The following is an 11,032-nucleotide window of genomic DNA, read 5'->3' as shown; positions in this document are numbered from 1 at the left end:
TCCGGTCGAGCGCCTCGCGCGCGATTTCGGATTTCGTCGAGGTCCAGACATCATGGAAGTCACGGCGCAGATGCGCCCAGCAGGCGGCTTCGCGGAACTGGCTCTTGCCCTCCGGATCGGTGGCATAGAGCTTGGCATAGCCCTTGTAACCATCTGCTTGAAGAATGCCGCCGGCCTGGCTCAGATGGCCGAGGACATGGTCTTCCTTCCAGTCCGGGGCGAACTGATAGATCGCGCCGGGCGGGGCCTGGCCTGCCCAAGGACGCTGATCGCGGACGTAAGCCCAGATCCTGCCCTTCCTGACACCCTTGCCGAGCCCCTTGTCGCTCTTGCTGCGATCGAGGACCCGGATGGGCGTGTCATCGGCATGGAGCAGATCGCTGGCCATGATCTCGGCCTCGATCTTTTCGATCAGCGGTGCCAAGGCTTTCATCGCCCCGCCGCACCAGTCCACGAGCGTCGTATCGGCGATATCGGCGCCCATCCGGGCAAAGATCTCGTTCTGCCTGTAGAGCGGCACATGATCGTCGAACTTCGAGGTCAGGACATAGGCGAGCAGGTTCGGTCCCGCCATGCTTCGCGGGATCGGCCGGCTGGGTGCCGGGGCCTGGACGATCTTCTCGCAGCGCCGGCAGGACTTCTTGATGCGCGCGATCTCGATAACCTTCAATTGCGCGGCGATCATGTCGATCAATTCGCTGACATCCTCACCGATCACCCGCAGATCGCCGCCGCAGTCGGGACAATTCTCGCCGGGGTCATATTCGCGACGTTCGCGCGGCGTGTTCTTCGAGACCTTCGGGCGGCGGCGTTTGGTTTCCTGGGGTTCAGCCGGTTCCTGGACCTGTGCTTCCGTGTCCGGCCCCTCCTCGGCAGCGGGCGACAGGTCATTGGCCTCGGCCAAGGCCAGCTGCAGGTCTTCCAGCGCCAGTTCCAGCTGCTCGAGCTCGCGCTCGACCTTTTCCGAACTGGCTCCGAACTTCTGCTTCTGCAATTTGGCAATCCGAACCCGCAGCGCCTGAACCAGCAGGTCATGTGCGCGCAAGCTGGCGGTCATCTTCTGATTTTCTGCCTGCAACGCGGCAATGATCGCCTTCAAAGCGGCAGGATCATTGGGGAGAGGCGTGGCCGTTCCGGACATGGGGATGGATACCATGTCCCCATGTTGAACACCACAAAAACGCGCAATTACAGAAAGATAAATCATCCGACCCGGACTGGGGGCGCACCCCAGTCCGGCCGCCTCCAGTCGATTCCCTCCCACAGCATGGCCAACTGCGCCGATGTCAGACGCGCGGTCCCGTCCTTGCTGCTCGGCCAGGGAAAGCGCCCGCGTTCCAGAACCTTGTAGTAAAGGCAGAAGCCTTGGCCATCCCAATACAAGAGCTTCAATCGGTCGCCACGCCGACCGCGGAATGCAAACACCGCACCGCCTGCCGGCTTCTGGCGCAACTGATCCTGCGCCAGTGCCGCCAAACCCTCGATGCCCTTGCGCATGTCCGTGATGCCACAGGCCAGATAGACCCGGACACCGGTGCCGGGCGCGATCATGCCGCCTCCACCACCCGGATCAACCGCGTCAGCGCGGCCGCATCCAGCATCGGGTCGAAGCGCAGGCAACGGCCATTGGCCAGTTGAAGTTCGATCAGGGCGGGGCGTTGCGGCATCAAATCTTCAGCCAAGGAAGGCACCGCCAATTCGGCGGGCGCGCTCAACTCCACAGGCAAGAACACAGTCTCCGGAAGCGGGGAAAGCAGCCCCTTCTTCTTCAGCTCATGCCGCCAGGCATAGAGCTGCTGTCGGGTTACCTCGTGGCGCTGCGCCACCTGCGTCACCGTCGCGCTCTCCACCCCAACCGACAGCACGATCCCGAGCTTCTCCTCGTCGCTCCAGCGACGACGCCGTTCCAAACCCAGAATGTCACCGCGCATCGAAAGCCCCGCATAAGATACGTCGTTAACGACGTCGCTATACACGTGCTTTAGCCGATCACCCCACGCTCAGGCAGGCGGTGGAAATCGGGCGGTTACCCTTCAACGCATGAGTAGCAGTTTTGTTAGGTGTTCTTAGTCTTTGGTGATGTAGGCTTCTCCAAAGGACACCGCCACGAGCTGGCGGATGACGCCTTGGCCCGACGGCATAGCCGTCGAACCAAGGCTGGTCTGCGATCCTGCGGGTCGCGCATAACTCCAGAGCACCAGGGTTCTCCGTTGATCGCGTTGATCTTTCTCGCGGCAATCTTGATGTTCAGAGGAAAGTTCAACTCCGGTCTGGCCCGCGGTTGTCGAAGCTAATCGGCATGAGAACTGCGATGCCAAACGTCGAGCAGCGCATGCGGGTCGGCATTCCCATCATGAACCGCTTATGACTTTCCGTAAGCAAGAGGTCAAACTGTCTCTGAAAATCAGTAGGAATGCGCATCATCATGCTTCTTGTCACTTTGGACAATATTGCCGCACATGGATACTATTCGGCAGCGGTTCTGTGGTTTTGAGAGCCGGACAAAGCCTCCGTAAGCTTCGCTCTGAAGACTGCGCGACGGGTGTCTGCGAACTTCCGGAAGTCCTTAATTTCCGAAGGCACGTTGCCGAGATCATGCCGATCACAGTAGGCCTTTCGCTCGCCCTTTTTGCTAAACGCCTCCTCCAGCCAAGCAGCCGGAAGTTTCGCATGCTTCTCGGTGTTCAGCTGTCCCTCAAGGAGTTGAAGATTCGCGATCGTATTGGCGTACCAACGCAAATCTTCAACTTCCCCTTTCTTTAAGCTGAGATGTGAGAGCTTCGATTTAGTGAATTGGGAGATCGGGAAGATATGATCGACATGAAATTGGTTGCGCATATCCACGAAGGGAAAAAGAAGGGAAAGTAGCAGCAATACCCGCTTGTCGCCGTACTGCATTTCCAAGAGTTCTTCGATTTCATCCTCGCCAAAGCTAAGTGGCTTGCCACGTTGAGCCATTCGCCTCGCCAGCTGGTCGGCCGGGAAGCCCGCCTCACCCTCCTTCTTGATTACTTCGCGAAGTGCCGTCAGGAGAGTGTCGAGGCCGCTGCCCCAGATGCCGGAAGGCTTCAACAGGGAACGAACGAGCCACGTCCGGACCACCGCGCGATCTTTCGCAAACTTCTGGCTGGTTCTGTAGCTGTCGGGAAGGTTGCGGCAGTGAAGATAGTACGCAATCGGTAGTAGGGAACTCTCAGCGCGCAGATTCGCATTGGAAAAGCCAAAGTTGGAGGCGAGTTCAACAGTTTTAATCAGGGTGTTTTTGATGCTTGCCCATTGCTGTTCGAGCACATTCATGTTGGCCGAGGTGAAGTTCTCGACCTTGAATCCTACGCTTGCAATGTCGGTCAACATCAAGCCGGCCTTTAGCACGAAATCATGGTCGAAGGAGAATCCTGCGCCAATCTTGTTGAGTTCGTCCACCAGACTGTGGATTTCGCTTCTGGCGTCCAGCTGCTTCCATTGGGCAACTGCAACCGAGAGAAGTAGATCGGAGTAGGATAGAATGGTGCCGCCCGAATTTAAACGGATAAAAATATTCAAAACACGGTTGAGGTCCTGGCTGGACTCTTCGTAATAGGAGATGGTCTGCTCTGTGCAAATTGCCTGACGCAACTTCTCGAGCAAATTGAAAGCTTGTGTTAGCTTTTCTCCTTGCAGACCGAACTTCTGAATTTCGCTCAAACGATCGGTGCCGGATTTCATATCAAGTATTTTCGGCACCTGAAACCAGACGGTAGTCTCATCATCTGCGGCTACCTTCGGCTCCAGAAACTTGAAACGGTAGACCGTGCCGCTTTCATCCTGTGGCGCGGTCCCAAGCAGATCCAGATGGAGGATGCGCTTGGGATAAGCCAGCGCGTTGGCTCGCCTCTTTCCCTTCAGCCGCCATGCCATTGACCCTCTCAATCCGATATTGAGTGCTGTGAGCCTCTGCTGGCCGTCGAGAACCGCCGCAACTGGCCGATTTGTTATGGTATCGAGTTCCGGACAGTGAGCTGCGTCCCGCGCGTGATAGTGCCGAACGAAGTCGTAGAATTTGAACGTCCCTGAGGTTTCCGGATCAACCTTCCAGAAGAGGAAAGTACCAAATGGATAACCCTGTAGAAGACTGTCGAAAAGCCGCTCGATCTGCTCGGGGCGCCAGACAAATTCTCGCTGGATCGCGGGAAGGACATAGTTGTTCTTAGCGATCTCGTTTAACGCGCTTTCGATGGTGCCGCCTGGCTTATACATCACTACTCCGAGTTGTCCCTGCCGCCGTCGCGGAGGCAGCGATCGGAATATATCTGCGGCCTTTGTGCAGGCAACGGTAATCTGAACCTTCTTTGATGCGGCAGGGACTCGATCAAGAAAGTCATTAACCACTCGGCTCTGAGCGACCGTTTCGGGTGGCATGCCATAGTAATGGCCAGATCGTTGGCGACTGTGGCGGTCGCCGGCCAAGTCTCGCCTGACATCTGGGATGCAGCCTATTGAAGGGTGCCCAGCCGAACAAGTGACGGCGGAGTGCCCTCAGGTCCAAGTGCTGCAGCGACCGTTGGTGAATGACGCGCTGATCGTGCTGCGGTCCGCTGCGTCTGATGAGCCGCAGGGGCGATGCCTCTGATTTAGAGGGCAGCGCTGTGAGGATCGCCTCCTACAACCTTAACGGCCACTTGGGCATGCTGCTGAACTGGTTCTGAGCAGCGATCACCAGGACAAATGTGAGGGGGTCTGATTTAGTCACGAGCCAGCTTCCTCGCCAAACTTTGCGTCGAGGGCTGCATTCAAAGCTCCCGCAAAATATGGTAACTCGGGATCATCAATAGTCTGGGTGACATTCCAAACGGCTTCTTCGCCATGCTCCTCACGTAGGTCGTGGAGGCGGTATTCCAGAGCCTGGAAGATTGTAACCATCTCTTGCCACCAGTCGAATACCTTTTGATCAGCGAGATAGGCCTCCCGCTCCTCGTCCCAAGTGAACTCTCCATTAACCAGGGCACCCGTGTTGCCAATAAAATCCTCAATATAGTTGAGGCCAGTTCTCGGAGAGATGATCTCGAGATACTCAACTGCGTCGGTTGCTTTGATGATTATTTCCATGTCTTTTCCTTTCACTGAGGGCGTCCTTTCCTTCTTGATCTATAGATGGGTTCGAGCCCGTAAAAGAGAATCAAACCGCAAAATATCTTAGGAAATCTCCGAAAAAGTCGCGGAGGTATGCTTTGCGGACGACGCCGCCATTTTCTGCTCCTGCAGCAGTGACGAGTGTCGGTTACACTTTGGTCGGGAATAGTCGGAGAAGCAGTATTCAGGAGTATTCTCTATTCCACTTCAACGCCATGTTGATATTCCTGCTCTACGATTTCCGAGGTTGCCGCTTTCCCAACCGGCGAAGGGACACTAATGCTGGCGCTTGGTGATCTGGTGCCAAATGGAGGTAGTTCTTCTGTATTGTGGCAAAGGACGTCGAGAAATATTCGGCGGCCAGCAACGGATCACCCCCTCCAGAGATAAATAGGGTGATTGCTGTATGTTTGATTGTGTGCGGGGTAATGCGCTCGATACCAAGCCTCTTGCAAGCACCGTCGAGAGCTTGGCCGATATCTTGGATGGCTGTGTTGGGCCTTCTGGGATGCTCTACGACGTATGTCGAACTTGGGAACATCCGCTTCCAACGGTCAAGAGCCAGACGGATGCGTCCGGGGATCCGATGATCGTTACGCAGCTTCTTTGTGGCCTTTTCTTTAGAACCGCGGCGGTGCCAGATTTCCATGGTCAGCTCCAACCATGGGCCGTCATCACGCTTCTCCCACGTAGTCTTGGCCACCGTGTTGAACCGCGAGCCGGTATATAGCAGGAGCCAGAACAGCCTTGCAGCGTGACGGGTTTTACCAGGAGATCTGTGAACTGAACCATCCCGAGCACGTGTCGGCGCGCCCCGCCAGAGCTCATATAGGATCTTCGCGCACTCTTTTCGGGATAATGCTCGGTCACGCGGTGCAGTCTCGGCCGGAAGTGTAACTTTAGGCGGCTCCTGATTTAGCAAACCGTCACTTCGGGCGAAATTCAGCGCTGCGCGGAGGATTCCTAAGTCGCGACGAGCGGTTGAACGCGAAATCTTCGACCCCGAGCAAGACTTTCCGTGCTTATTCAGCATGTGTTCACGAAGCCCCCCCGCACAACGCCACCTCACATAATCTGCGCAGGTCTGTCTATTAATCTCATTGACTAATCGCCCTGACCAAAATGGAAGAAGGGCTTCGAGACCGTCGGCGATAAGTCTCGGCTGCGCTACTTCTTCCCCTTGCGCATTGGCATACTCATACAACACCTTGATAACCTCCAACTCGTCCGAAGGGAGCGACACTCTCGAGCCAAGACGCTCGGCGATTAGATAGTCGGTGAGGATGGCCTCCGCAGCTTCGCGATTATCTCTTCCATAGATGCCGAGCCTTATTCGGCTGCCGTCTTTACGAAACAGGAACCAGGCGTCGCTTTTCTTATCGTGATGGACTCGAGGTCCTTTTTTTGGTCTGGGCACTTCAGGTAATCTTCTATTATATCGCGATGAATCCGATACTCACGCCCGATGCGACGTGCGATAAGGCGCTTGGCTCGGATTTCAGCGAGCACAGTTTGATAGGGAATGCCGATCATTGCGGAAACTTCGGCAGCGGAGTAAGCGAGGCGTTTCATGTCGAGGAAAAGGGTATGCGCGACCAATTCGCAAAATAGTTTGGCAATAAATATTTTGCGTTGAATAGTGATGAGGCCATGCGCAGTTTCCTGCCAGTATCCTCAGCTTTGAAGCTAAGCATGAGTGCGGGAATGCCATCGGCGGTGCAAGGCCATGAACAGGGCCGAATTGGTCAGCAGTACTTACAAAGGTTTTGCTGTCTACCAATACGAGTAAGTGCCGAGAGATCTATCGGCGCTCTCGAGCGATGAGCCGCGGCACCGAGCTTGCGAGATAGCAGGAACGCTGCGGCCGGCAATATCGGGCAAAACTTTTGGTGTGCCTGTAGACGCCTCCGAATCGCCCTGACTTGCCGCTGAACGGCAAGCCTGGTTTCTTTTCAGCTGGCTAAATGTTGAGAATGAGACCTTCTGCGCTTTGTAGGTCCCATATGTTCTCGAGCGCTACTTTATATGCGACCAGTGCAGAGGCTGCTTCTGCATAGATCTCCCCTTCGGGAGTATATGTTAAGCGGCGTTCGGGCGGTGTCATACAGCACTCATCATCCACAGCATGCACCACCATTTCGCGATGAGCGAGCGCATGAAGCTGCCGGATGAGATCCGCCAGCTCGGCACCTGTTGCGGGGGACGGCAACTTCTGTGCCACGATGGCGGTGACGTCGCGCTCGAGGATGATCTGGACCGTTGTTGGGCAGCCGGCGGCCCTCGCGTCGTGGAGCTTGCTGCTGGCAATTCTGGACGCGCGACACAGCGCTATTGTCGCGCCGACGAGGTGATCTGACATGATGTTGCTTTCAATCATGCAGAGTACTCCTGGTTGCAGGCATCTGTCTCTGCCGGGTTCACGAGGATCAAACCGGCTTCCAATGCGGCATCCTCCAGTTGATCCGTGAGGAGGCAGATCTCCTCGACCACGGGGCTGGCAGGATCGAGGTTCGCGAAGAAGCTGGATTCTTCACTATCAGGATCGGCGACATGGCGGAGGGTCAGCAGCCCGTAATATTTCTGCAGCTCGACTCGGGTGCGTCGCGTAAGGTCCTGCCCAAGCCGGACCTCGTCAATGATCTTGCGAATGCGGCGTAGCCAGGTGAGTCCGCCCAGCGTCATTGCTGCGTTGCTCAGCGCATCGGCATTCTGTTCGATGAAAAGATGAAGAGACGTGGGATGTTTGGAAAAATCGAACATTGTTGTTCTTTCTGGAAGTGCCCGCAGCACCGGCCGCGGGTGACAAGACAGCAGTGCTGCTGTGCTGATCCCCTCTCACTCTGCAAAAAGCGTCAGGGCCCCATTTCTGTCTTTCTTTCCGATCACCGAAAATGGAAAGAAAGACAGAAATGGGGCCCTGCTGCCTTGGTAACCTCTGTGTCTTCAGGCTGCTTCGTAGTCCTCCAATCCCTTCGCAATCTGTTCGAGCGCGGCAGTTGCCCTTGAGCGCCGCCGGGCAGGGGCGTTGACCTCGTATGCTTTCCGACTGGCCTCATGCCCGTGTCCGCAGAGGGCAGCGCCTACGCGCACGTCCAGTGCTGGGTCGTGGGCAATGTGATCGTAGATCAATGTCCGCACGATATGGGGACTGTGGCCCGTTAGCGTGGCCATATTGCGCCGCAACCAGTCCTTGCTATAGGCCTGCCAGTTTCGGGCAGGATTTCCAAAAAGCGCGGTGCCGATACGGTGCTGATAGATCACCCACAGATGCTCTTCGCCGACATCCCCGAGGAGCGCCATATCGAGATATGGCGTCAGCTCAGCAGCCAGCCGCCCGCGAATAGCCACGCCTGATTTTGATGTCAGAATGTCGCATATCCAGCCCTCGCTGTCGCGGTGGAATTCGTGGCCTACCTTTGCGTTGCGCAGGTCGAGTACCCGCAACTGAACCTTGGCAAGCAAGGCAATCGCCGCGGAAAGAACCTGATCGCGCCGTCTGTTCCGGAGGTCATCGACATCCGGCGCGTCCCGTCGCAATCGGTAGGCAAGAACTGCCAGATCTTCGAGGTTGATGGGTGATCTCGCAAGCTTGGCCTCCTTGTTCTTCAGCGCGGTCCGCGCCTCGAGTTTAGTCGCATTCTGAACTTCCATGAGTTCTACAGACAAAACCCGGTCATAGCCTGCGTGCGCCGCAAAGCAGGCCAGAAAATCGCAATAGCCTGCAATCGTAATCGGCTTTTTGCCCTCGCCGAAAAGATCATCAACGTAGGCGCGAGCGCTCTCCATGTTGAGGGCCAGCGGCAATCTGTGCCTCTCGCAGGATCGGCACAAACGGCGGACCGCCGAACAGATCGCCTTTATTCGCGCATGCGACAGCTGTTTTTTCCGGGCGATATCCTCGATCTGCGACCGAAACGGCTCTGCAACGCTGTCATAAGGCATCGATAAAGGGGCCGGCTCCTTCCCGCTTTCCTCGACAAACCGCTTTCGCTGGACCTGTTGAAGATAGATGTTGTCGGGCGATTCCGGATCGATCGCTGCCATGAAGCGCGCGATCAACATGACGCTTGACTGGCTCATGCCGAACGCACGGACCACCTGTTCATCGCAGTGAAGGTAACAGGCACGATGACGCATCCACCTGTCTGCCAGCCGGATGACGTCCGGCCGCGTATTCGCTTTGATCTCCTCCAGGATGTGCCGATACTTGTTCCAGTGTGGCGCCTGCAGGACAAGCTCGACCGGACGGCGATCGAAGCGGCCGCTGCCGATCGCCCAGTCCATCCCTTCTCCTGTTGCATAAGCATACTTGCGAAGGCAGTTCTCGACATTGCGGATACTGCCCACGGTCCACCCGTCCCGACGGAGCCGCCCAATGAAGGCGGCACCACTGTCTTGCGAGAGCCGGTCTGGCAAACCCAGGCACCGGGCGGTTTCAATCAAGCCACGCAATGCGGAGCTGATATTCGGGCGGACGGCCTGTCGAATTTGTACGCTCGCGGCGCCACCGTTATCGATGTCGACGAGGAACTGACGCATCCGCTTAGGCAGATCGGTCTCACTGATTTGATATCGGCTCACCGGCGTGCCCCCTGACCACGTGACAGTGCCTTGTTGACGGAGGCGAGGCCGGATTGACCACGTTCAAAGGCACGATCTCTGTCGAAAAATGCGTAGGCGCGTAGCACAGTGGCAGGAGAGTCGTTGAGCAGGGCAGCAATGCAATCCACGTCGGCTCCCGGCTCGTTGAGCAGGATCGAGGCGATGGCGTGACGAACCTGGTGCAGCGTCATATAGATGTTGTGTTCGGCTGTCCCCAGCCTCCAGGCCTCCGCCACATACGCGTAGCTTGCACCGCCCATCAGTCTGGCCGGATCTGCATTGTGCAGCCGTTCCATCACCTTTGCTCGAGCGACCTGCAGCCACCATTCGAGGATCATGCGCGGGTCGACCTTCCCACGTTTTCTAAACTCGGCCGTCATCGGTTTTTTATTTTTCATCAGAATTGTAGGAATTGCGACAGTCACATTCCGGAAACCCAGCGGAAAGGTGATGTGGGGATTGTCGCCATAAACCCGCAGATCGACCAGCGTGGATGCTCGGAGCGGCAGAAACGTGAGCACCGCTGCTGTTGCCGCTGCGGTGGATAGCTGCAGCGCGCGGGTCTTCTGGGCCCCGGTTAATACATCGAACCTATCAAGCAGGTCAGCCGCGTCGTGATGCAGGTGGCCGGCCAGGTTCAAAAACCGCGAGACCCGCTCAGGTGTCCTTACCAGGCGCCGGCAAAAATCTTCGTTGGTCTTGGTCATCGACTTCGCGCCGATGAAGTAATGTTGTTGGAAAAACTCCGACTGAACATCCTTGAGATCGGGATGATAGCGACGGGCGAACCGAAAAACGGCACCCATATTCTTCATGTTCGTTCTGAGCGCCAAAGGTTTCCAATAGAACTTGCCGTCGCGTTCGGCCTCGAAGGCGGCGAGAATGTTCTGCAGACACATCAATTCGGAAACGTCCGGCGTTCCGGTTAGATCAAGGCGCCCAAGTTCCACGAGGCATGAGAAATACCAGTGCAGCTGTTCGCGCAGGGACGTGATTGTTCGTGGAGACGCGGGTGAGCGGAAATGACCGGAAGCGAGGCCAGTATAAGGCTTTCCCTTGGCGAGTTCGGACAAGTATGCCTCGATCGCGTCTACGACACTCGCGGGAAAGGCTGGGGTGGTGCGGTTTCTGGTCATTCTTGGTAAGGCCCCGATCACCGGCGGGAGCAAAGCGCGGTCTGCAAAGCCATCCATGTCATGCAGTCGGTCCAGCAGGCGCGCTGCCTTCCGGATAGCTGTCAACGGCGGTGCAAAATCCGGCCACGCGGCGGGGTAAAATCAGGCCAGGCGGCGGTGACCGGCACCATGGCGCGCGCGCTCAC

General features: G+C 56.8%; 11 protein-coding genes. All 11 read right to left on the bottom strand.

The features are described from left to right. The coding region (tnpC, locus tag J0F76_RS18595) for an IS66 family transposase (RefSeq protein ID WP_207471782.1) at positions 1-1,141 on the bottom strand (1,141 nt) is incomplete at its 3' end. Between the two features lie 62 nt (positions 1,142-1,203). After that, positions 1,204-1,551 (bottom strand): IS66 family insertion sequence element accessory protein TnpB, encoded by a 348-nt coding sequence (gene tnpB / locus J0F76_RS18590; protein ID WP_207471780.1) that lies wholly within the window; start codon positions 1,549-1,551, stop codon positions 1,204-1,206. Continuing rightward, positions 1,548-1,976 carry an IS66-like element accessory protein TnpA gene (gene tnpA, locus J0F76_RS18585; protein WP_341351623.1) on the bottom strand — a complete coding sequence of 143 codons (429 nt, stop codon included), beginning with the start codon at positions 1,974-1,976 and terminating at the stop codon, positions 1,548-1,550. Before tnpA ends, tnpB begins: the two co-directional genes overlap by 4 nt. Before the next feature lie 490 nt (positions 1,977-2,466). Further along, entirely contained in the window at positions 2,467-4,446 is a 1,980-nt protein-coding gene (locus J0F76_RS18580; protein ID WP_207471778.1) for a DUF262 domain-containing protein, read from the bottom strand. A 279-nt stretch (positions 4,447-4,725) separates the two neighbouring features. After that, positions 4,726-5,085, bottom strand: coding sequence for a hypothetical protein (locus J0F76_RS18575; protein ID WP_207471776.1), 360 nt, complete (start codon positions 5,083-5,085; stop codon positions 4,726-4,728). A 256-nt stretch (positions 5,086-5,341) separates the two neighbouring features. Further along, positions 5,342-5,770, bottom strand: coding sequence for a site-specific integrase (locus J0F76_RS18570; RefSeq protein WP_207471775.1), 429 nt, complete (start codon positions 5,768-5,770; stop codon positions 5,342-5,344). Between the two features lie 668 nt (positions 5,771-6,438). Further along, on the bottom strand, positions 6,439-6,681 hold the full coding sequence (locus J0F76_RS18565; RefSeq protein WP_207471774.1) for a helix-turn-helix domain-containing protein: 243 nt from the start codon (positions 6,679-6,681) through the stop codon (positions 6,439-6,441). A gap of 388 nt (positions 6,682-7,069) precedes the next feature. Continuing rightward, entirely contained in the window at positions 7,070-7,486 is a 417-nt protein-coding gene (locus tag J0F76_RS18560; RefSeq protein WP_207471773.1) for a hypothetical protein, read from the bottom strand. Next, positions 7,483-7,869, bottom strand: coding sequence for a hypothetical protein (locus tag J0F76_RS18555; RefSeq protein ID WP_207471772.1), 387 nt, complete (start codon positions 7,867-7,869; stop codon positions 7,483-7,485). Before J0F76_RS18555 ends, J0F76_RS18560 begins: the two co-directional genes overlap by 4 nt. 183 nt (positions 7,870-8,052) lie before the next feature. Then, entirely contained in the window at positions 8,053-9,690 is a 1,638-nt protein-coding gene (locus J0F76_RS18550; protein ID WP_207471771.1) for a hypothetical protein, read from the bottom strand. After that, positions 9,687-10,952: a hypothetical protein gene (locus J0F76_RS18545; RefSeq protein ID WP_207471770.1), complete on the bottom strand. Its 1,266-nt coding sequence runs from the start codon at positions 10,950-10,952 to the stop codon at positions 9,687-9,689. The genes J0F76_RS18550 and J0F76_RS18545 overlap by 4 nt, the downstream gene beginning before the upstream one ends. Positions 10,953-11,032 lie beyond the last annotated feature (80 nt).

Origin of the sequence: Paracoccus fontiphilus, assembly GCF_017356265.1 — a bacterium.
In the GTDB taxonomy this organism is placed as follows: domain Bacteria; phylum Pseudomonadota; class Alphaproteobacteria; order Rhodobacterales; family Rhodobacteraceae; genus Paracoccus; species Paracoccus fontiphilus.
Note: the sequence above shows the minus strand (reverse complement) of the source record. Positions and strands in the feature narration are given on the sequence as shown.